The organism is Pedobacter sp. GR22-10, from assembly GCF_026239715.1.
In the GTDB taxonomy this organism is placed as follows: domain Bacteria; phylum Bacteroidota; class Bacteroidia; order Sphingobacteriales; family Sphingobacteriaceae; genus Pedobacter.
In genome coordinates this window covers 90,742-114,742 of record NZ_JAPIVR010000008.1, presented here as the reverse complement: position 1 = coordinate 114,742, position 24,001 = coordinate 90,742, and the positions used below count along the sequence as shown (strand labels likewise).

The 24,001-nt window shown below is 38.6% G+C and carries 19 protein-coding genes; all 19 read left to right on the top strand.

Going from position 1 to position 24,001, the window contains the following annotated elements; all coding sequences use genetic code 11:
• Positions 1–28: 28 nt before the first annotated feature.
• The 19 genes from OQX64_RS21915 (at position 29) to OQX64_RS21825 (ending at position 23,991) form a co-directional block, all read left to right on the top strand.
• Positions 29–3,049, top strand: a complete 3,021-nt coding sequence (locus OQX64_RS21915) for a TAT-variant-translocated molybdopterin oxidoreductase (protein WP_265820354.1) — start codon at positions 29–31, stop codon at positions 3,047–3,049.
• A 26-nt stretch (positions 3,050–3,075) separates the two neighbouring features.
• Positions 3,076–4,548: an NrfD/PsrC family molybdoenzyme membrane anchor subunit gene (gene nrfD / locus OQX64_RS21910; protein WP_029286948.1), complete on the top strand. Its 1,473-nt coding sequence runs from the start codon at positions 3,076–3,078 to the stop codon at positions 4,546–4,548.
• Positions 4,549–4,550: 2 nt separating this feature from the next.
• On the top strand, positions 4,551–5,087 hold the full coding sequence (locus tag OQX64_RS21905; protein ID WP_029286947.1) for a DUF3341 domain-containing protein: 537 nt from the start codon (positions 4,551–4,553) through the stop codon (positions 5,085–5,087).
• Positions 5,059–5,676 carry a c-type cytochrome gene (locus tag OQX64_RS21900; RefSeq protein ID WP_088302208.1) on the top strand — a complete coding sequence of 206 codons (618 nt, stop codon included), beginning with the start codon at positions 5,059–5,061 and terminating at the stop codon, positions 5,674–5,676. The genes OQX64_RS21905 and OQX64_RS21900 overlap by 29 nt, the downstream gene beginning before the upstream one ends.
• A 15-nt stretch (positions 5,677–5,691) precedes the next feature.
• On the top strand, positions 5,692–6,915 hold the full coding sequence (locus OQX64_RS21895) for a quinol:cytochrome C oxidoreductase (RefSeq protein WP_088302209.1): 1,224 nt from the start codon (positions 5,692–5,694) through the stop codon (positions 6,913–6,915).
• A gap of 72 nt (positions 6,916–6,987) precedes the next feature.
• Positions 6,988–8,223, top strand: a complete 1,236-nt coding sequence (locus tag OQX64_RS21890; RefSeq protein ID WP_088302210.1) for a cytochrome c oxidase subunit II — start codon at positions 6,988–6,990, stop codon at positions 8,221–8,223.
• 22 nt (positions 8,224–8,245) lie between these two features.
• Complete coding sequence (locus OQX64_RS21885; RefSeq protein ID WP_172406547.1) at positions 8,246–10,126, top strand: cytochrome c oxidase subunit I; 1,881 nt, start codon at positions 8,246–8,248, stop codon at positions 10,124–10,126.
• An 84-nt stretch (positions 10,127–10,210) separates the two neighbouring features.
• A complete protein-coding gene (locus OQX64_RS21880) occupies positions 10,211–11,269 on the top strand; it encodes a COX15/CtaA family protein (protein ID WP_265820353.1) in 1,059 nt (352 codons plus the stop codon).
• Between the two features lie 12 nt (positions 11,270–11,281).
• Positions 11,282–12,190: a heme o synthase gene (gene cyoE, locus OQX64_RS21875; RefSeq protein WP_088302213.1), complete on the top strand. Its 909-nt coding sequence runs from the start codon at positions 11,282–11,284 to the stop codon at positions 12,188–12,190.
• A gap of 16 nt (positions 12,191–12,206) precedes the next feature.
• Positions 12,207–12,773 (top strand): cytochrome c oxidase subunit 3, encoded by a 567-nt coding sequence (locus OQX64_RS21870; RefSeq protein ID WP_088302214.1) that lies wholly within the window; start codon positions 12,207–12,209, stop codon positions 12,771–12,773.
• A 31-nt stretch (positions 12,774–12,804) separates the two neighbouring features.
• Positions 12,805–13,512: a cytochrome c oxidase subunit 3 gene (locus OQX64_RS21865; protein ID WP_265820352.1), complete on the top strand. Its 708-nt coding sequence runs from the start codon at positions 12,805–12,807 to the stop codon at positions 13,510–13,512.
• 24 nt (positions 13,513–13,536) lie between these two features.
• Positions 13,537–13,884 (top strand): cytochrome C oxidase subunit IV family protein, encoded by a 348-nt coding sequence (locus OQX64_RS21860; RefSeq protein WP_088302216.1) that lies wholly within the window; start codon positions 13,537–13,539, stop codon positions 13,882–13,884.
• Complete coding sequence (locus tag OQX64_RS21855) at positions 13,884–14,579, top strand: SCO family protein (RefSeq protein WP_265820351.1); 696 nt, start codon at positions 13,884–13,886, stop codon at positions 14,577–14,579. Before OQX64_RS21860 ends, OQX64_RS21855 begins: the two co-directional genes overlap by 1 nt.
• Positions 14,580–14,663: 84 nt before the next feature.
• Complete coding sequence (locus OQX64_RS21850; RefSeq protein ID WP_265820350.1) at positions 14,664–15,206, top strand: DUF420 domain-containing protein; 543 nt, start codon at positions 14,664–14,666, stop codon at positions 15,204–15,206.
• A gap of 156 nt (positions 15,207–15,362) precedes the next feature.
• The gene (locus tag OQX64_RS21845; RefSeq protein WP_088302219.1) at positions 15,363–15,956 is read left to right on the top strand and encodes an RNA polymerase sigma factor; all 594 of its coding nucleotides are present in this window, start codon (positions 15,363–15,365) and stop codon (positions 15,954–15,956) included.
• Positions 15,957–16,020: 64 nt separating this feature from the next.
• Positions 16,021–17,199 (top strand): FecR family protein, encoded by a 1,179-nt coding sequence (locus OQX64_RS21840; protein WP_265820349.1) that lies wholly within the window; start codon positions 16,021–16,023, stop codon positions 17,197–17,199.
• A 339-nt stretch (positions 17,200–17,538) separates the two neighbouring features.
• Complete coding sequence (locus OQX64_RS21835) at positions 17,539–21,159, top strand: SusC/RagA family TonB-linked outer membrane protein (RefSeq protein ID WP_265820348.1); 3,621 nt, start codon at positions 17,539–17,541, stop codon at positions 21,157–21,159.
• A 10-nt stretch (positions 21,160–21,169) separates the two neighbouring features.
• Positions 21,170–22,630, top strand: coding sequence for a RagB/SusD family nutrient uptake outer membrane protein (locus OQX64_RS21830; protein WP_265820347.1), 1,461 nt, complete (start codon positions 21,170–21,172; stop codon positions 22,628–22,630).
• Positions 22,631–22,632: 2 nt separating this feature from the next.
• Positions 22,633–23,991 (top strand): zinc-binding metallopeptidase, encoded by a 1,359-nt coding sequence (locus tag OQX64_RS21825; RefSeq protein WP_265820346.1) that lies wholly within the window; start codon positions 22,633–22,635, stop codon positions 23,989–23,991.
• Positions 23,992–24,001: the final 10 nt, after the last annotated feature.

Genomic DNA, 24,001 nt, shown 5'->3' with positions numbered 1-24,001 from the left:
CGTTCGAATAAACAGTAATATAGCTTAAATGGAAAGCAACAAAAAATACTGGAAAGGCTTAGAGGAGTATAACAATACACCCGATTTTGTTAAGAATAACAAAAACGAATTTGCCGAGCCACTTCCAATAGAAGATGTTTTAAATGAAGCAGGGTTGAGTACCGTTACCCCACGCCGCGACTTTTTAAAGGCGTTAGGTTTTGGTTTGGGTGCAGTTACTTTGGCTGCATGTCAAACAGCCCCGATTCATAAATCTATTCCTTATCTGGTAAAGCCTGAGGAGGTTACGCCAGGTATTCCCAACTATTATACCTCAAGCTTTAATGGCCAGAGTATCTTAGTGAAAACAAGAGAAGGCCGTCCGATCAAAATTGAACCAAATCCTAATGCAGGTGAGTTCAATTGCGGAACAGACGCCAGAGCACAGGCTTCAGTTTTAGATTTATATGATGTATCTAAACTTAAGGCACCGGTGCTTAAAAATGAAGAAACCACCTGGGCTAAATTAGATGGTTTTGTTAAAACAGAACTGGCTAAAGCACAGGCTTCAGGTAAAAAGATTCGTCTTGTAGCGTCAACTGTAAACAGTCCTTCTACCAATGCAGTTATTGCACAATTCATTACGAAATATCCTGCTGCCAAACTGGTTCAGTATGATGCGGTTTCTTATACCGGGATCATTCAGGCCAATCAAAACAGTTTCGGAAAAGCGGTTTTACCAAAATACAATTTTAATCAGGCAGATTTAATTGTGAGCTTTGGTGCAGATTTTCTGGGCACATGGATCAGTGGTGAAGAGTATACCGCGCAATACACTTCAAACCGTAACTACAAATCTTTAGCAGGTAAAAAAATGAGCCGCCACATTCAGATTGAAAGTGGTATGAGCTTAACAGGTACCAATGCAGATACCCGGGTTCCGGTAAAATTATCTGAAGAGGGACCTGCTTTAATTGCTTTATATAATGCCATTACCGGTCAGTCACTGCCAGGTGGCACATTAGGAAACAATACCACTGCTGATAAAGTAATTAAGTTAGCTGCAAAAGAATTAACTCAACATAAAGGCAAAGGCCTTGTGGTTTGCGGTTCGAACGATGTTTCTACTCAAATCCTTGTTAATGCCATTAATGCTGCAATCGGCAGTTATGGTACGACTATTGATTTAGATAATCCTTGCTATTTATATGCAGGTAATGATGCTGAATTTAATGGTTTAGTGACCGAAATGAGTCGTGGTGAGGTTGGTGCAGTTTTATTCTTAAACAGCAACCCGGCTTACGACTACCTGGACACAAAGAAATTTGAGGCTGCATTGAAAAATGTTCCGGCTAAGATTTCTTTTGCAGACAGGGCTGATGAAACGGCTTCACTTTGTGATGCCATCGCCATCAACCACAATTATTTAGAATCCTGGGGTGATGCAAATGCTTATGAAGGATATTATTCCATCGTTCAGCCAACCATCAACCCGGTTTTCAACAGCCGCCAGGCAGAAGAAAGTTTACTGGTATGGGCTGATGCTCCGGTAAAAGATTACTATCAGTTTGTGCGCAGCAACTGGGAAACCAAAATGCTGCCTGCACTTGGTTTAAAATGGAACGATGTACTGGAAAAAGGTGTGATCAATGTGGCACCAAAAACTGCTGCAGCGTATTCATTCACACAATCTGTAGCACCTGTTGCAGCTTCAATTTTAAACAGAAGCAAATCTTTAGCGAAAGACATCGAGTTACAGGTGTATGAAAATATCCCAATGCGCGATGGTAAAAATGCCAATAATGCATTCTTACAGGAGTTACCTGATCCGGTTTCTAAAGTAACCTGGGATAACTATGTGGCCATTGCACCAAAATACGCTGAGAAATTAAAAGTTAAAGAATTTGACGTGGTTACTGTAAAAGGTACAAACGGATATTCAATAGATTTACCTGTATTGATCCAACCCGGACAAGCACAGGGAACTGCATCCATCGCATTGGGTTATGGCCGTACTAAAGTAGGTAAAGCTGGTAACGAAGTGGGTAAAAATGCTTTCCCTTTTGTTTCTTTTGTAAACGGTACCATGCAGTATGCTACTTCAGTAACCATTACGCCAACAGGCGGTTACTATGAGTTGGCGCAAACACAAACACACCACTCTTTCGAAGGTCGTGCAGTAATTAAAGAGGCTACTTTCAAAGAATACTTAAAAGATCCTGCTGCCGGTAACGAAAAGGGAGAGCACAAAGATTATGATCTTTGGGATCAGTATGAGAAACCAGGAAATAACTGGGTAATGGCCATTGATCTGAATGCCTGTACAGGTTGCGGATCATGTGTAGTGGCTTGTAATGTTGAAAATAATATTCCTGTTGTAGGTCGTGACGAGGTTCGCCGCCGCCGTGAAATGCACTGGATTCGTATTGACCGTTATTACAGTTACGAAACAAAAGATGGTGATGTAACCAGGGAAAAAGAAATTGCAAAACTGGAAGACCTGGATCATGTTTCTGTTGTTCACCAACCGATGTTGTGTCAACATTGTGACCACGCACCTTGTGAAACGGTTTGCCCGGTATTGGCAACAGTACACTCTTCTGATGGTTTAAACCAAATGGCGTATAACCGTTGTGTAGGTACCCGTTACTGTGCAAATAACTGTCCGTACAAAGTTCGTCGCTTCAACTGGTTCAACTACTGGAATGATTCACGTTTTGATAACTATTTAAATAACGAGTTTACACAACTGGTTCTAAACCCTGATGTCACTACACGTTCACGTGGGGTAATGGAAAAATGCTCGATGTGTATTCAGCGTATCCAGGCAGGTAAACTAACAGCCAAATTACAGAAACGTCCGTTAAAGGATGGTGATATTAAAATGGCTTGTCAAGAAGCATGTTCAGCAAATGCAATTGTGTTTGGTGATGCAAACGATCCTAATTCAGAAGTTTCAAAAGCTTTACGTTCTGAGCGTATCTACTACGTATTGGAAGAAATCAACGTGAAACCAGGTATCGGATATATGACTAAAATTAGAAATACAGATCCATCAGTACAAGCGTAAGCTTTAGCATAAAGAAAATACAAATTATGTCAGGACATAACGAATCAATACTTAGAGAACCATTAATTACCGGCGATAATATCACGTATGCTAAAATTACCGATGATATTTTAGGACCGGTAGAAAATAAGCCAAATAAAGCCTGGTGGATTGGGTTCATTTTTGCCTCATTAGGTGCTTTACTTTGGGTGGTAGCAGTAAGCTATACTTTCTGGAATGGTATCGGTGCATGGGGTTTAAATAAAACTGTTGGATGGGCTTGGGATATCACCGGTTTCGTGTGGTGGGTTGGTATCGGTCACGCTGGAACATTAATTTCAGCAGTACTATTACTTTTCCGTCAAAACTGGCGTAACTCCATTAACCGTTCTGCAGAGGCAATGACGATCTTCGCCGTTATTTGTGCCGCCACTTATGTGGTATCACACATGGGCCGTCCATGGTTAGCATACTGGGTTTTACCTTTACCCAACCAATTCGGTTCACTTTGGGTAAACTTTAACTCTCCATTGGTTTGGGATATGTTTGCCATCTCCACTTATTTCTCTGTATCCTTATTATTCTGGTATACAGGTTTGTTGCCGGATATTGCAACCATTCGCGACCGTGCAGTGGGTACACGCAGAAAAATCTATTCTATCTTTTCTTTCGGATGGAGTGGAAGTGTTAAAACATGGCAACGTTTCGAAGCGGTATCATTAATCTTAGCCGGTATCTCTACACCACTGGTACTTTCGGTACACACAATTGTATCCATGGACTTTGCAACATCCGTAATTCCCGGATGGCACACCACGATCTTCCCTCCGTACTTCGTAGCTGGGGCGATTTTCTCCGGATTTGCGATGGTATTAACTTTATTGTTGGTTGCCCGTAAGGTATTAGGCCTTGAAAACTACATCACCATGTTCCACATTGAGTCGATGAATAAGATCATCATCTTAACCGGATCTATCGTTGGTGTGGCATACTTAACAGAATTTTTTATTGCCTGGTATTCTGGTTCAGAATATGAGCAATATGCCTTCATCAACAGATCTACCGGTCCTTACTGGTGGGCATACTGGATGATGATGACCTGTAACGTTATTTCACCGCAATTACTTTGGTTCAAGAAGATCCGTTTAAGCATCCGTGCCACCTGGATTTTATCGATCGTGGTAAACATCGGTATGTGGTTTGAACGTTTCGTAATTATCGTCACCTCATTACACCGTGATTATATTCCTTCAAGCTGGGCCATGTTCTATCCAACCTGGGTTGATGTAAGTGTATTTGTGGGTTCAATCGGCTTATTCTTTACGTTGTTCTTATTATTCTTAAGGGTATTGCCTTCAATTGCTATCGCAGAGGTTAAATTGTTATTGAAATCTGCAAGTGAGCAGGCCAAAATGAAGCAGATTAAAGAAGGTCATGAGAATAAAGAATACGTTGCTGAATACGTAGAGTCTTTACAGAAATTTGATAGTGTTAAACAAGAAGATTACGCAAAAATATAACAATGAGTAATATCAAATATATTTTAGGCAGTTTTGGCGATCCTGATGAAATGATGCATGGCATCGAAAAGCTTCAGGAAAATAACATCAGCATTCATGATGTATACACCCCAATGCCTATCCACGGAATAGAAGCCAAATTGGGAATTAAAAGATCCAGAATTGATATCGCAGCATTTTGCTTTGGTATTACCGGAACCTGCGCAGCATTTGCATTGATTTATTTCTGTGCGGTGATTGATTGGAAAGTTAATATTGGTGGTAAACCATCCTTTGCCTTACCGGATTTTATTCCGATAATGTTCGAGTTGACGGTACTATTCTGTGCTTTCGGTATGGTATTAACCTATTATGCATCTACGCATTTGTTTCCGGGAAGAGCACCAAGGGTAATGGATCTTCGTGCAACTGATGATCGTTTTGTGATCGCAATTGATGCAAAAGACAATGCAGCACATACAGTTATTGATGGATTATTAAAAGATGCAGGTGCTTTAGAAGTAAAGTATAATGAAAGGAAGTACATTAGCTATGAATAAGAATAAATTTGTTTATACGGCGTTTTTAGCTATTGCTTTTGCAACTACTTTCACCGCTTGTAAAGATAAACGCAGTACTGGTTTAGAATATGCCAGAAATATGTATGATCCGATTGCTTTAAATCCGGATCAGCCAGTTGATACGGCTCACGTACCTAGTTTTAAAGGTCATGCTGCCCAGTTGCCACCGGCAAATACAAAACCTGTAGGTTTTACAGAGTATGATGAATATCCAAATACCAAAGAAGGATATGAGGCAGCAGGTGTGAGCATGGTAAATCCACTACCGGTTGATACCCTGAATCTTGCAGCGGGTAAACATTTGTTTACTGTATTTTGCAGCCCTTGCCACGGTGAAAAGGGAGATGGACAAGGCCACCTGGTTAAGATTGAGAAATTCAGCGGTGTTCCTGCTTATCAAACAGGTGCTTCATCAAGAGGGGGTAACATGGTAGATCTTACCGCCGGTAAAATTTATCACACCATCACTTACGGTGTAAATAACATGGGCTCGCATGCTTCACAAATTACACCAACAGACCGTTGGAAAGTAGTGATGTATGTTCAACAATTACAAAAAGGACAATAGTAAAGCAGAATATAAATGGGAACTCACAATATTAATTTTAGTGAACAATTTGAGTTTACAGGGAAAGTAAAAACTTTAAGTATAGTTGGTATCGCTTTAGGTATCGCTGCTGTTGCTTATGGTTTTATTGCCGGCGATAAAGTGATGCATGAGCGTACTTTTGCCAACCTGTTGCTTATGGGATACTACTTTGCATGCGTTTGTATGTCGGGTATGTTTTTCCTGGCTGTTCAATACGTCGCACAGGCTGGTTGGTCTGCATCTATTTTACGTGTACCACAAGCAATGGCTAAAACTTTGCCAATTGCAGCTGTAATACTGGTTGTTATTATTTCGGCGGGTTTATATACACACAATTTATACCATCACTGGCATGCTGACGGATTAACAGATCCGAACAGCCCTAATTATGATTCATTGATTGCCGGCAAAGCCGTTTTCTTAAATGTACCATTCTTTTTAGGTCGCCAGGTTGTGTTTTTAGGTGTATACAGCATCTTTGCCATGCTTTTTGTTAAGTTATCATACAATGAAGATTTAGCAGGAGGTTTGGAATCATACAGAAAAGGATTTAAGAATGCCTGTATCTTTTTAGTGATTTACGGATTTACCACACCGATCTTCGCTTTCGATACCATCATGTCTTTAGAGGCACACTGGTTCTCTACCATGTTCGGCTGGTATAACTTCGCAGCGATGTGGGTGAGTAGTTTAGCCACTATCGCCATCATCCTGATCTTATTAAGAAGAGCGGGATATATGCAATGGGTAAACAATAGCCACTTACATAACTTAGGTCAGTTTATTTTTGGTTTCTCTATCTTCTGGACTTACGTTTGGTTTGCACAGTTCTTATTGATCTATTATGCCAATATGCCTGAAGAAACCGTTTATTTCTATAAACGTTTTGAATACTACAAATTCTGGTTCTTCTTAAACCTGGCGATGAACTTTTTAGCTCCTGTTTTATTGTTAATGGACAGGGATAACAAAAGAACGGATGTGAAATTATTGTTCGTATCTATTGTAGTGCTGTTGGGCCACTGGGTTGATTATTATCAAATGATTATGCCAGGTGCAGTTGAGGATGGACACAATGGATTTGGCGTGGTTGAAATCGGAACTGCAATTGGTTTCGTAGGATTGTTTACCTTTACGGTTTTAACATCATTGAGTAAAAAGCCTTTGATTGCGAAAAACCACCCATTATTACAGGAAAGTTTGCATCACCAACTTTAGCAGGTGATATTATAAGGGCAAATATTTATATTATTATTATAATTAGCAGTACAGCGTACTACTTTTAAGAAAATGAGTTTAAGAAAGTTTATCACGAATAAAACGACCGCAGCTTTGGCAGTACTACTTACTGTTTTTGCGAACACGAGCGCATTTGCGCAGGAGGCATCAGTAGCAGGTGCAGCAGCGGCACCGAAAGTTGATATGGGTGAGGTTTATAAATCAGTAATTTTTTATATTCTGATTTTCCTGGCCGTATGTTTATTCATTGCAATTATTGGTAAATCAATAAAAGTATATGAATTAAGCCGCGAAGCACAAGGTAAACCGGTAGGCATCAACTGGAACAGGGTACATGCCAGTTTATTTGCCTTGTTTCTGGTTTTAGGTTTATACGGTGTGTATTGGGAATATACCGTACATGGTTCAATGTTATTACCGGCTGCAGCTTCTGAGCATGGTAAGAAAATTGATGAAATGTTTAATTTAACTTTAATCATTACAACCATTGTATTTATCGCTACGCACATCCTGTTATTCGGATTTTCTTATATCTACAGGTATTCTGCTAAAAGAAAAGCTTACTACTACCCACATAATAACACCATTGAAAAAATCTGGACAATTGTTCCGGCTTTAGTGTTAACGGTATTGGTGCTGATGGGTTTCTTAACCTGGAGATCAATCTTCTTTAAAACTGAAGATCCAAACCATAAGCCTTTGCAAATTGAAGTTACTTCAGAGCAGTTCAAATGGTCTATCCGTTATCCGGGTGCTGACGGAATTGTTGGAGATAAGAACTATAAACTGACTACAGCAACAAATCAGTTGGGAATTGATTTTAAAGATATTCACTCCCGTGATGATGAGATGGCAGATGAAATGGTTATTCCAGTTGGAAAACCGGTTAAACTGATCTTAACCAGTAAGGATGTGATTCACAGTTTTTATATGCCACACTTCAGGGTACAATTGAATACTGTACCGGGTATGAAAACCTTCTTTGAGTTTACGCCAACCAAAACTACTGCTCAGATGCAGCAGGAAACAAATGATCCGAACTTTAAGTTTCTTTTCCTGTGTGCGAAAATCTGTGGATCTGGTCACTACAACATGCAGAAAGTTGTACGCGTAGTTTCGGATGCAGAATACAAAACGTGGATAGCTGAACAGAAAACATACTTAAATGATGATTTGAGAAAACAATTTAATTTGCCGGTTGCTCCTGCTGCCCCTAAAGCAGCATCAGATTCAACAGCTAAAGATTCAGCAGCTGTGAAACCAAACCAAATGGCTTTAAATAAATAATATACCGCAGAGCGAAAGAATTATGTCAACAATAGCATTACACGACGAACACAATCACGATCACGCTGATCATGGACACCACAAGGAAACGTTGATTTCCAAGTATATCTTCAGCATGGATCATAAAATGATTGCTAAGCAATTCCTAATCACGGGTATAATCATGGCAGTGATTGCGATGGGCTTATCAATATTATTCCGTATTCAACTGGCCTGGCCAGATCAAAGCTTCCCCTTCCTGGAAACATTTTTAGGAAAATGGGCTGAAGGCGGACGTATCAAGTCTGATTTTTATTTAGCCCTGGTTACCATTCACGGTACCATTATGGTATTCTTTGTGTTAACCGCTGGTTTAAGTGGTACCTTCAGTAACTTATTGATTCCATTACAAATCGGTGCAAGGGATATGGCTTCGCCATTCTTAAACATGCTTTCATACTGGTTCTTCTTTATGGCTTGTGTGATCATGATGTCTTCATTCTTCATTCAAACTGGTCCGGCATCAGGTGGATGGACAGTGTATCCGCCATTATCCGTAGTGGCTAAAGCCATGCCGGGATCTGGTATGGGTATGACTTTATGGTTGATCAGTATGGTACTTTTCGTTGCTTCATCTTTAATGGGTGGTATCAACTATGTCAGTACCATTTTGAATATGCGTACCAAAGGTATGGATCTTTGGAAAATGCCATTACCGATCTGGGCTTTCTTCTTAACCGCTATTTTAGGTATCTTATCATTCCCTGTACTTGTAGCCGGGGTGGTTTTAATGGTATTCGATCGTAGTTTCGGAACAAGTTTCTATTTATCAGACATCGTAATGGGTACCGATATTTTACCGAATGAAGGTGGTTCTCCAATTTTATGGCAACACTTATTCTGGTTCTTAGGTCACCCTGAGGTTTATATCGTAATTATGCCTGCTTTAGGTATTTCATCGGAGGTCATCTCAGTAAATTCCCGCAAGCCTATTTTTGGTTACCATGCCATGGTTTACTCTTTAATTGGTATTACCGTATTATCATTCATTGTATGGGGACACCATATGTTTGTAACTGGTATGAACCCATTATTAGGTGGTGTATTTATGATTACCACATTGATCATTGCGGTACCTTCAGCGGTAAAAACGTTTAATTATTTAGCAACGTTATGGCGTGGTAATATCCGTTTCACACCGGCCATGTTATTTGCCATTGGTTTGGTATCATTCTTTATCTCTGGTGGTTTAACCGGTATTTTCTTAGGAAATGCCTCTTTAGATATTAACTTACATGATACTTATTTTGTGGTTGCCCACTTCCACCTGGTAATGGGGTCTGCTGCGATCTTTGGTATGCTTGCTGGTGTTTATCACTGGTTCCCAAGAATGTTCGGTAGAATGATGAATGCTAAATTAGGTTACCTGCATTTCTGGTTAACCTTCATTGCTGCCTACCTCGTATTCTTCCCGCTTCACTTTTTGGGTTTAGATGGTGTACCGCGCCGTTATTATGCTTTCACTGAATTTGAATTCATGAAGAAATGGTTAACAGTAAACATATTTGTAACCTGGGCTGCTATTATGGCTGCACTTGCACAGGTAGCATTCCTGTTTAACTTCTTCTACTCGATATTTAAAGGTAAAGTAGCTCCTCAGAACCCTTGGGAAGCCAATACTTTAGAGTGGACTGCTCCGGTAAAACACATTCACGGAAACTGGCCTGGAGAAATTCCAACGGTTTACAGATGGCCTTATGACTATAGCAAACCTGGTCATGATGCAGACTTTATTCCGCAAACGGTTCCTTTTTCTCAAACCATGAGCTCTAATTTACCTCATGACTTTGAAGGAAATGCAGAAGCCGAAAAAATACAGCAGGACTGGGAATTGGCTAATCCTGTTGAAGAAAACAAGGGCTAGTTAATTAGTCTTCAATACAATTTAAAAAGGGGTATCTGACTAAGTTTCTGCTTATCCGGATACCCTTTTCACATAAAAAGGTATATGATCAGCAGATCAGAGCAAAATTTTATCAGGATTAACTTTATAACCATTATTGTTACATTATTGGTTATACTGGCGGGCGGTATTGTCAGAAGTACAGGTTCTGGTATGGGCTGTCCTGACTGGCCAAAGTGTTTTGATCGGTACATTCCACCTACTGACATTTCGCAGCTTCCGGCAAATTACCAGCAGAAGTATGTTGAGGCAAGATTAAAGAAGAATGAAAAGTTTGCCAGGTACCTGAAAAGCATGGGTAAAACCGAATTGGCTGATCGCATCAGGCATGACAAAAGTATCACCATCCCTGAAGAGTTTAATCCAACCAAAACATGGGTAGAATATGTAAACAGGTTGGTCGGCGTAATGGCTGGTTTATTTTTGTTGCTGACACTGGTTTTTTCGTTTACTTACCGGAAGCGTGCCAAGCGCATCATTGTCTTAAGTATACTCAATATTTTTGTGGTAGGCTATCAGGCCTGGTTAGGCTCAATTGTAGTTTCCACTAATCTGGCACAATGGGTGGTAACGGTACACATGCTTCTGGCGCTGGTTATTTTAGCGATATCGATTTATACTTATAGTTATGCTAAGCAACTAAACAAAACACCTTCGGTAATTATGTACCGGATACTATGGTTAAAAGGATTTTTATTGTTTACAGTGGTATTAAGCATTCTTCAGATCGTGTTGGGTACAGAGGTTAGAGAATCTGTTGACGTTGTGGCTAAGTCACTATCAGGCGGATTAAGAAGCAGCTGGATATCCAGGTTGGGAGACATATTTTCTCACCACCGCGATTTAGCAATTCTGGTGATCGTTGCTAATGCCATCGTATATAAAATGGTGATCGATCGTTTTAGTGGTAAGGCGGCACCGTTGTTAACGGCACGATTTATTTTAGTAACGCTTCTCATTCAATTATTAAGTGGATTTGCACTGGCATATTTAGCTTTTCCACCGGCAGCGCAGGCCATACATATTTTGTTTTCTACGTTGTTATTCAGTTTACAGTTTTATCTCTACCTGTTGGTTTACCGGACAAGTACTTATAAGCAATAATATTTAAGGAAGTTGAAACAATTTTTTTCAGATTTTTCTAAGCTCATTAAATTCAGGCTATCGTTTACGGTAGTGTTTTCTGCATCGATCTCATTTTTAATCGGACAGAAAATGCAGGTTGGCAGGGGACACATTCCGTCAATTGACTGGGCGAATTGGGGGATATTGATTGCCGGCGGATTTTTGGTTACCGCAGCAGCCAATTGCTTTAATGAAATTATTGAGAAGGATTTGGATAAACTGATGACCAGAACAAAAGACCGCCCGATGCCTGCCGGCAGAATGACCACCGGACAGGGATTAATAATGGGGGTATTTATGGCTTTTCTGGGTACCTGGTTATTGGGTAAGCTGAACCTGGAAACCGGTTTGTTATCTGTGTTTTCCATTTTGTTATATGCATTTGTTTATACGCCTTTAAAGCGGAAATCGCCGATAGCCGTTTTTGTTGGTGCTATTCCGGGCGCTTTGCCGCCATTGATTGGTTACCTGGCTGCTTTCGGAAGCTTGAAAGCAGAGATGTTTCATGAGGTTGATTACTGGGTTGCTGTTGTGTTATTCATGATTCAGTTTGTTTGGCAATTCCCTCACTTTTGGGCCATTGCCTGGGTATTGGATGACGATTATAAAAAGGCGGGTTTCCGGTTGTTACCCACCAAGAAAAGGGATAAGACATCGGCTTTGCTTACCTTCATCAGTACATTAATTTTGATTCCGGTAAGTTTACTGCCAACTATTATGGGTTTCGGTGGTTATTATGTGGCTGGTTTATCCTTAATTGCAGGCTTGATATTTAGCTGGCTCGCTTTTAAACTGTTAATGAACAGGGAACTGGCAGACGCCAGAAAAGTGATGTTCTGTTCATTTTTTTACATTCCAGCTGTACAGCTGGCTTTATTATTAAATTTTATAGCACAATAATTTTATGGTTCTAACAATGGAAAAGATCCAAGATACATTTGATCCAAAACCCCGGAAATTTATCGTCTGGCTTTTTGTGGTATCATCTACCATCATGTTTGGTGGCTTTACCAGCTATTACCTGGTATTTGCCGCATCAAAAGGCAAAGGTCATGGCTTGGTGTTACCTGATGCATTTATTTACAGCACGCTGGTGATTATTGCGAGCAGCATTACACTCGTGCTGGCTTCAAAAGCCATGCGAAAGCTAAACTTCAGCCTTCAGCGCAACATGCTGTGGTTAACGGTTATATTGGCTGTTGTATTTGGCGTGATGCAGTTTAATGCCTGGAGCAGTATGGTTAGAACCGGTGCAACACTGGTCGGCAATAACGCCGCTATATCCTTTATCTATGTGGTATCGGGTTTACACTTGCTGCATATTATCGGCGGTGTTGGATTAATCATTAATGCATTGGTGGGCAGCTACAGAAATATTTCTCCGGCCAAAAGCAATTACCGGATGGAAATCGCTTCTATTTTTTGGCATTTTATAGATATCTTATGGATATATCTGTATGTTTTTTTACTTTTGAACCGTTAAATTTGTTAACAAACTATTATACTATTTCCAAATGAATTCAGTATCACAATTAGATCAAGTTAAAACCGGGCCATGGAATGGTGGCCGTTCTCCGTGGTCGGTAGAATATGGCAAAATCATGATGTGGTTTTTCCTTTTGTCAGATGCTTTTACCTTTTCTTCTTTATTAATTTATTATGGCGCACAACGCTTTTCTAAATTAACATGGCCTGATCCTGATTTGGTTTTCCAATCAATTCCAGGTATTAAAGATACTGGTGCACCATTGGTATTTGTGGGTATCATGACTTTCATCCTGATCATGAGTTCGGTAACAATGGTTTTAGCGGTTGAAGCTGGTCATCGCCGTGCAAAGAAGGAAGTGATCTTGTGGATGGTGGCTACCATTATTGGTGGTTTCATGTTCCTGGGTTGCCAGGCACTGGAATGGACACACTTACACCACGAAGGTTTCTGGTGGGGGCAAATTCCAACAGCTGAAGAATTGAAACACTTATTTACCGGTGATGTATCTTTAGTAGCGGCACAACAGTTTGCTAACTTATTTTTCACCATTACAGGTTTCCACGGTTTTCACGTATTCAGTGGTGTGGTCATCAACATCATTATTCTGATCATGACCATTAACGGTACTTTTGAAAGAAGAGGCCATTACTTAATGGTAGAAAAAGTGGGTTTATACTGGCACTTTGTTGATTTAGTATGGGTGTTTGTATTTACATTCTTCTATTTGGTTTAATTTATCATTTCTAAACATATTATCATGTCAGAACATCACGCACATACAGAAGGACACGAAGAGCATGCAGGTTTATCCAAAGGTAAAATCTGGCAGGTTTTCGGTATCCTTTTATTAATTACGATTATTGAATTTATCGTAGCCCTTTGGGTTTTGCCTAATGGCTACTTGTCTCACGCTATTGGGAACTTTGTTTATATCGCTTTAACCTTAGTTAAAGCTTTCTACATCGTTGCATACTTTATGCACTTAAAGTATGAAAAATTAGGATTACAGCTTTCCTTAACCGTATCATTCATTTTCATTATTTACTTTATTGTTTTAATGTTAATTGAAGGTGGATTTTTAAATATCCACATGATGAATCATTAATGAAAGGTAACACCATCAAAAAACTTTTAATCCTGGTAAGCATTCTGGCTGTACCGGGATTTTTATTTTTTTACTTATTGCCACACTTTGCGAAGAACCGCTACAAAAGTCTTCCTATTTACGGGGAGAAAACCGTTGCATCCAGTTTTCATTCGGTAAGAGGTGAAAAAATACCAGATACCATTTATCACCAGGTACCAGATTTTAAACTGATCAATCAGGATCAGGACACGGTTTCATGGTCGGCCTTTAAAAATAAGATTATCGTATTAAACCTATTTTATACCGGCTCCAATAATACCAGTGTCGTTCAGTACATTAAAAAGTTATCTGATGGTTATGAAGAGAAACCACTGGTACGCTTTATCAGTCTTTCGGTTGATCCATCCGACCAGACAAAAAACAAGGCATATGCTGCTACATTTCAGGCTAAAGCGGATAAGTGGAGTTTTTTGGCAGGAGATAGCAGTGTGACTTATCCACTGATCAGAAAGGGTTTATTACTTGATGTGATTGAGGATGACAGAAAAGATAAGCCCAGTTTTATTTTTGGAAATAAGATCATACTGATTGATGTTCAACACCGCATCAGGGGAATGTATGAAAGTGACAGCCCTGAGGCTACATCCCGTTTGGAGGATGAAATAAAAGTACTCATTGCCGAATACTTACGGAATGTTAAAGACGGCAGGTAGGGAGCTTTAGTCCAAAGTCTTTAGTCAAAAGTCTAAAGTTGGTGATGGGATATAGCAACAAATAATAAAAAGATTTATATACGCATGGAAAATAGCCCAATTGAAAAAAAGTATAGCAAGTGGATCATCATTTTATCCATCTTCATACCTGTTGCAGTGGCCTTTTTATTTGTGGTGAAGCTTAAGGATTTAGGTATAGATGCGCCAACTCTTCCTTTTTTACCACCCATCTATGCCACCATTAACGGCATAACCGCCGTGTTACTCGTTATTGCTGTTTGGGCTATTAAAAACGGTAAAGTTAACCTGCACCAAAACTTAATGAAATCGGCTATCGCCTGTTCTTTATTATTCCTGGTGATGTACATTGCTTACCATATGACAACACCTTCTACTAAGTTCGGAGGGGATGGAACGATAAAATATGTTTATTTCTTTATTTTATTAACCCATATTTTGTTATCTATCGCTATTATACCTTTGGTATTGGTGACCTATGTAAGGGCACTAGCCGAACGATTTGACCGGCACCGCAAAATTGCCAGAATCACCTTTCCATTATGGCTTTATGTAGCCATTACCGGCGTAGTGGTGTACCTGATGATTGCTCCTTATTATCAATATTGATACGATTTTGATTTTTAGCTTTTTTTTGTAAAACATTAGCCAATATTATGTATTATTGGTACATGTTTATGCCATCCTGATACGGATGAATAAATATATCTCTTTTGATATCCCTCGTGATTTAATTAACTAAAACGAATGATGACCAATTGATATATGGCCTTTAAGGATAGTGAAAAAGAACGGGAACTGCTTATGGCAATTGTTGGAGGAAGCGAGAAAGCATTTTCTATTCTATTTTTTAATTATCTATCTGTTTTACAGTCTTTTGCGTTTAAGTTTACTAAGTCTGAGCATGCTGCAGAAGAGGTTATTCAAGATGCCTTTTTGCGTATATGGCTAAACCGTGATAAACTGGAACACGTTGATAATGTAAAAGCCTATCTCTATAAATATGTATCAAATGAATGCTTAAGCTTTCTCAGAAAAAAAATCAAGGAAGAGAAAGCCATAGGTTTTTTAAAAATTCGTCATGCCGATCAGGACAATGTGACCCTTGACGCCATCCACCTCAATGAAATAAATCATATTATTACTGCAACAGTATCTAAATTACCAAACCAACGCAGAAAAATTTACGAATTAAGTAGGGTGGAAGGTAAAAGTATTCCTGAAATAGCCGAAATTTTAGGCCTATCTGCCAGTACTGTTAAAAATGCACTTGTTATTGCTTTAAGAAGTATTCGGGAAAGCTTAGTTAAACATGGAATATCTCTTTTTTTAATTTATTTAATCAAGGGGATTCATTAAAATACAAAAAAAATAATTTTTCGATAGTCCTGATTTGTCCTTTGTGCTTCTTAGTATCAGATCTATGGAAGAAAGAGTATTATTTCTGATAAATAAGTTTCAGTCTGGCCAAATGTTGGAAGCTGAAAAGACTGAATTACTTCTCTTTATAGAAGATCATCCAGACGCCGTAAGTGAAGAAATATTTAATTTACTCATGGCCCATGATCTGGTGCATACCAATGATGATGAAATAAATATTAGTCATCATAAATGGGATTCAATCCTTCAGAAAATTGTATCTGTAGATCAATTAAAATACCAGCAGAAACCTCCTATCTCACTTTATTACAAATGGGCGGCAGCAGCTGTCTTAATTCTGGCGTTAACATCCATATTCATTTATAAAATACGAGAAAAGTCACCTGTTTTTACTACTGACATTGCGCCTGGTGGAAACAAGGCAATACTTACCCTGGCTAACGGAAAAAAAATCTCATTAAGTGATGTTGCTAATGGAGATGTGATTAAAGAAGCTGGCCTTTCCATTTCAAAAACAGCTGATGGTCATTTGGTTTACCATGTGATGAATGAGGATCAGTCTACAGGCGGCAATGAAACCAATACCATTACAACACCAAACGGAGGTGAATGGCAGATACACTTGCCAGATGGCAGTGATATATGGTTAAACGCCGCATCCTCACTGGAATATCCATTAAATATGAGTAAAAGCTCCATACGAAGTGTGAGATTAAAGGGGGAAGCATATTTTGAAGTGGCTAAAGACAGTGCTCATCCGTTTGTTGTAGAAACAGAAAAGCAAAAATTAGAAGTATTAGGTACCCACTTTAATATTAATAGCTATGCAGATGAACGCACAACCAGAACAACGCTATTAGAAGGTAGTGTTCGCATTTCCTCGCGCACTAATTTAGCAGAATATGGAATTTTAAAGCCTGGTGAGCAATCTGTATTATCAGCTCAGGGAATTAAAATCAATACGGTAGATACTGATGAATCTGTTGCCTGGAAAAAGGGATATTTTATGTTTAATAATGAGAAACAGGAAAGTATCCTTCGTAAAATATCAAGGTGGTACAACATCAAAGTGGAATACGCAGACGAAGAAGCAAAGGATGTAATGTATTACGGAACAGTAAGCAGATTTGATAAAATTTCTCAGGTTTTACACAAGTTTGAACAAACCGGTGAGGTTCGTTTTGAGATGCAAGGCAATAAGCTTATTGTTTACAAAGATTAAATCAAAAAGATGAGGACGTAACTAACCCTTATCTATAAAAATATTACTAACTATCAACCTTAACCTAAACCAAAAAACTATGTACAAACTTCGACAACACCACTAACATTCAAAGGCCAACTAAATAAAAAAGGAGTGCTTGCAACACCCCTTTAATTTTGCTGTCTGGCTATTTCGGTAACCCGGAACCAAAAATCAATTATTTCCTGAATAAACCACGATACCACATGATGTGCTTAAACAATAAGTGCGTATCGATAAAAAACAGACTATTAAATGTACAAAATTTATATAAGAATTTTATGTACGCATCGCCGCTACATACCTAAATTGCTATTGATGATGAAGTTAATTACGGTCATATTACTGGCCTCCCTCATGCAGGTTAGTGCAGCTTCGTTTGGACAACTGGTTACGTTAAATGATAAAAACGTAACACTGGAAAGAATGATTAAAGAAATTAGAAAGCAATCTGGTTACGATGTTTTACTATCAACAAATAAGCTTAAAAGTACCACTACGTTTAACGCGAACTTTAATCAATCAACCATAACAGAAGTGATGACAAAGATCATTGCTGGAAGGGATTTAAGCTACTCTATTGAAGATAAAACGATCTTAATTAAACCAAAAGATAAATCAATCTTAGATAAAGTAGTCGATTATTTTGTCGCTGTAAAGGTAACAGGTAAGGTTAAAGACAAAAGCGGTAATGCGCTTCCTGGCGTAAGCGTTAGAGAAAAAGGTGCATCAAATGCGGTTTCTACTACTTCATCAGGAGAGTACACCATCACCGTAAAAGAGGGAGCGACACTCGTTTTTAGCTATGTTGGATATAAATCAACAGAAGTTGAAATCGGAAGTCAGACCACCATAAATGTAACTTTATCAGAAGATGCTGAACAGCTTAGTGAAGTAAATGTAGTTTCAACTGGTTATCAGGACCTGAATAAAAAGTTATTTACAGGTGCCGCCACAGCACTCAAAGCTTCGGATGTGAAAAGAGATGGTATCAATGATGTGAGCCGAATGCTGGAGGGGCGGGTTGCAGGTGTTTCTGTACAAAACGTATCGGGTACGTTTGGCGCTGCACCAAAAATCCGTGTTCGTGGTGCAACCTCTATTTCCGGAGATAATAAGCCATTATGGGTAGTAGATGGGATTATCCTGGAAGATGTTGTAAACATTTCCAATGAACAATTATCCACTGGTGATCCTTCAACTTTGGTTGGATCTTCCGTAGCCGGGCTAAACCCTGATGATATTGAAAGTTTCAATATTTTAAAGGATGCAGCCGCTACAGCCCAATATGGCGCAAGAGCAATGAATGGTGTGGTGATCATTACCACTAAAAAAGGTAGAAATACACAAGGGAAACCTCTTATTTCTTATACAGGTAACTTTTCCAGTTACATGAAACCCTCATATGATAATTTTGATATTTTAAATTCTGCAGATCAGATGAACGTTTATCTGGAAATGCAAAATAAGGGTTGGTTAAATCATTCTAGTTCATCACGTAGTGCAAATGGAGGTGTGTTTACTAAGATGTACAATGAAATGTATAAATATGATGCTGCAACCGGAACGTATGGATTAAAAAATGATGCACTTAGTCAAAAACAATATTTGCAACGTTATGCGGATGCCAATACAGATTGGTTTGATATCTTATTCAAACAGTCTTTCATGCAGGAACATTCAATAGGGATTTCATCAGGTACTGAAAAATCAAAGATTTATGCTTCAACGAGTTATTTGCAGGATAATGGTTGGACTGTTGGCGATAATGTGAAACGTTTTACAGGCAATGTTCGTGGAAACTTTGAAATTAATGACAGATTAAGTATTGAGCTCATTACACAGGGATCAATCCGTGACCAAAAAGCACCAGGTACACTGGGTAGAAACGGTAATCCGGTTTATGGAACATATGATCGTGATTTTGATATTAACCCATTCAGTTATTCATTAAATACCAGCCGTGCTCTTACTGCCTTTGATGCAAATGGAAATCGTGAGTTTTTTACCCAGAACTACGCACCGTTCAATATTTTACATGAGTTGGAAAACAATACGCTTGAACTTAATTTAATTGATTTTAAGGTTCAGGGTGGGGTAAGATATAAAATCACGAAAGATTTAAAGTATTCATTTGATGGAGCATACCGTTATGCTAAAACCAGTCAGGAGCATAAAATTACCGAAAACTCCAATATGGCTGAGGCTTACCGTGCTGGTATAAGTCCAAATGATGCAACAGTTAGATCGAACAATAAATTTTTATACCGCAATCCTGATGATCCAAATGCATTACCGGTTAGTGTATTGCCTTATGGTGGTTTCTATAAAACCAATGATGATAATATCGTAAATTATTATGTTAGAAACAGTTTGGAGTATGATAAAACTTTTAACGTAGACCATTTGGTCAACTTTTTTGCCACTCAGGAAATGAGATACATCAACCGTCAGAATAAAATATTTGATGGTTATGGATACCAATATGATAAGGGCGGTATTCCGTTTATCGATCCAAATATTGTAAAATCAAATGTAGAGGGTGGTTTTAATTATTATAGTATGGGCTATCGTTATGAACGATACTTAAACTATTCATTAAGGGGCGCATATTCTTATAAAGGCAAGTACAGTATTAACGCTACAGGGCGTTATGACGGATCAAATCTTTTGGGTGAATCACCTACAGCAAGATGGTTGCCTACCTGGAATGTCTCCGGCGCATGGAATATTGATACAGAAAATTTTATGCAATCTGAGCGGATTAAAAAGATCATTAACCGGGCTACCCTTCGTGCTACTTATGGGCTAGTTGCAAGCATGGGTACAGCGCAAAATTCTAGTCTTGTGTTAAGAAGTATGGCCACACGCAGGCCTTACATCCCGGAAAAGGAGACCAAATTATATATCGATGGACTGGAAAATTCTGAGTTAACATTTGAAAAACTCAATGAGTTAAATCTTGGCTTGGATTTAGGGTTATTTAATGACCGGTTAACCCTTACTGTAGATGCCTATCAGAGAAAGAGTTTTGATTTAATTGGCGAATTTAGAAATGGCGGCATAGGAGGCGAAGCAGTAAAGCAAGCCAATTATGCAGATATGAAATCAAACGGTATAGAAGCATCTCTTGGCGCTCGTATTTTAAAGACAGGAAACTTTAGCTGGTCATCACAACTCATTTTTGGATACAATAAAAATGAAATCACAAACCTTAAGAACCAGCCATTAATTTTTGACTTAATTGGACCAGATGGGGGTGCTTTGGAAGGTTATGCACAACGCGGTTTATTCTCGATCGATTTCAAGGGATTAGATCCGTTAAACGGTTCTCCAAAATTTCTGAATAATGAAGGGGTGGTTAGTGGCGATGTTTATTTGCAGAGCAATGTGGTTAAGTATTTAAAATATGAAGGACCAATTGATCCGAAATATACTGGTGGTTTCTCCAATACATTTAAGTATAAAGATTTTACACTTTCTACACTGGTCACTTTTGCTGCAGGAAATAAAGTACGTCTTTCTCCAGCTTTTAAAACGAGCTATACCGATTTGGATGCTATGCCAAAAGCTTTTTTAAGCCGTTGGGAAATGCAAGGAGATGAACTTAAAACCAATGTGCCTTCTATTTTAGATGCACTTGAGGCAATTGACTTTAGAAGTATTTATGCCTATAATAATTATAACTATTCTACAGAACGTGTGGCAGATGGAGGCTTTGTAAGAATGAAACAAGTCATTCTAAGCTATAATATTCCATCAAAATATACGAAGAAGCTTGGATTGACTAATTCTTCAATAAGTGCTGTCGGTAACAACTTATTCTTGATTTATTCAGATAAAAAGTTGAATGGGCAAGATCCGGAATTCTTCGGATCGGGTGGTGTTGCATTGCCGATACCACGTCAGTTCACATTGTCTTTAAAAGTAGGATTCTAAATAAAAAATCATGAAAAAAATATTTATATCTATTGTTGCCCTTTCTCTTCTTTCAACCATGGGGTGTAAGAAGTTTTTAGAGCAATCTCCAGATCAAAGAACACAATTAAATTCAGTTGATAAAGTAGCAGAATTATTAACCAGTGCTTATCCGGAAGGGAATTATATTGCTTTTACGGAAACATCATCAGATAATGTAGAAGATAAAGGTCCGGGTATAGGTGATGAAAACAGGGAAATTGTTTTTCCTTACTATTGGAAAGATAATGACAATTATACTGAAGATACACCTACTAATTACTGGAACGCCTGTTATACTGCAATTGCAGCAGCTAATGCTGCACTAGAAGCCATTGGTAAGGCACCTGATCAAACGGCTTACTTACCTTATAAAGGTGAAGCATTGCTTGCCCGAGCGTATGCTCACTTTATGTTGGTTACGCTTTTCTCCAAAACGTATGAGGCCGGTACCGCTAATGATTCTCCGGGGGTTCCATATGTAACTTCACCAGAGAAGGTTGTAGTTGGCCAATATTCCAGAAGTACTGTTGCATCCGTATATGCGAATATAGAAAAGGACTTAACCGAAGGGTTGCCGCTTTTAAGGAACACGGCATATAAAATTCCTAAATATCACTTTAATATTTCTGCAGGAAATGCGTTTGCGGCGAGATTCTTTTTGTTTAAAAAAGATTACGATAAAGTAATTCAATATGCAAGTGCCGTATCTCCGGGAAATTCATTTGCAAACATTTTGAGACCATGGAATACTCGATATAACACTTATACCCTGGATGAAATGTACTTGTATTTTACCCAAGCTTCAGAGCCATCTACCTTATTATTAATTGAGACCGCTTCATCATGGGCAAGAACCCTAACACCTAGGTTTGGTTATGGGCAGATCATTAATAATGAAGTTTTTACCAATAATGTTACCGGAGCTCGTTGGTCATATAAATCAGCTTATTATGGGCAACCACATTATAGTATGCTGAAATGGAAAGAATATTTTGTGAAAACAAGTCCTAATGCCACCATTGGAGAACCATACACGATAGTTCCTGTACTTACAGCAGATGAAACCTTATTAAATAGGGCAGAAGCTTATGCCTCATCAGGACAAAATACATTGGCCCTACAGGATCTGAACACCTATGCCAGCACCAGAATTTTAAATTACAGTGCAACTACTCATGCCATAACATTAGCTAAAATCGCCGCTTTTTATGGTATCGCCGATCCCAAAGAAGCGTTAATCGCCACTGTCCTGGATTTTAAGAAAAAAGAATTTACTCAGGAAGGTTTGCGCTGGTTTGATATTTTAAGGTATAAAATACCTGTAAAGCATCGTGTTTATGCTGTAAATGGTTCATTTACAACTATGGAGCTTACTGCTAATGATCCAAGAAGATTATTTCAACTCCCTACACAAGTTACACTTTCAGGTATTAACCAAAATCCAAGATAATTATGAAAAAAACATTTAAATATGGATTGGTTGCATTAGCCATGTTTACAATCCTCACATCCTGTAAAAAGGAATCTAAGCTGAATGCTAATCTGGATGCGATAGACCAAAATATAATAAAAGATAAAAATTTGACTGATATCTGGTTAGATCAAAACTTTTTGAATCCGTATAATATTGAAACCAAATATCGGTTTGACCGTTTTGAATTAGCATCAGGAAAGAATATTACTCCTCCCGCAGTAGAACAGGTAATTCCTGCAATGGAAATGGTTCGTGATGTGTGGATCAGACCATATGAAGTTGCCGGTGGAGGGGATTTTATAAAAAAAATCTCACCAAAACAATTCGTTTTAGCTGGTAGTGCAGAATATAACAGCAATGGTTCTATCACTTTAGGTACAGCAGAAGGCGGGCGTAAAATTGTTCTTTATGTGATTAATTCGTTTGATAAAACGAATATCAATTCTGTGAAACAGATGATCCAGGTGATTCAGCATGAGTACACGCATATTTTGAATCAAACGGTGGATTTTTCTCCTGAATATCAAACCGTATCTCGTGGTGGTTATGAAGCCAACTGGACTCAACGGCCACTTTCCGAAGCATATTCTTTGGGTTTCATCACACAATATGCCAGGGTATCGCCAATAGAAGATTTTGCAGAGCAATCATCCAATATGTTAATGTTGGGGAGGGTACAATATAATGCCATTGTAGCCACAACACCTGCAGATGCTCAGGTTAAACTGAAGAAAAAAGAACAATATGTGGTAGACTATTTTAAGACTGCATTTAACATTGATTTCTATCAGTTACAGAAGGAAGTTCAGAAGGCATTATTTAAAGTATCTCCTCCTGTTTTGTCGAGGTTAACTGGTTATGGAGTAGGCTATACTACATTATATTCGAACCCTAGCACAGACCCAAATCAATCTGCAGAATTTTTAGGATTATGGAATGCCGCAAGAACTTCTATGGCTGCTGGTGGCTTTGTTCTTAAAGATTTCTTAATGACTTTTAAAGCAAATAATGTAATGACATTGAGATATACATTTACAAATGCTACAGGAACTACGACTTATTTTGCCGATGCTGATTATACTTTAGCACTAAATGCAAACACTGGCTTAACTATATTTACCTTAATGGCGACTCAACCAACTGGAACTACGTATAGTAACATGGGGGTAATTAATGCCCGAATGGCAGGGGTGAACAGTTACTTTTCAACGGGATCATTCAGGGCGAATTGGATTAATCAAATTATACCAGGCGAAATTGGATATTTAGGTTCACTAGGCGCATTTTATAAAACCACAAATGCTAACTCCTATTTTTATGGAACAATGGGGCAATAATTTAAGGGAA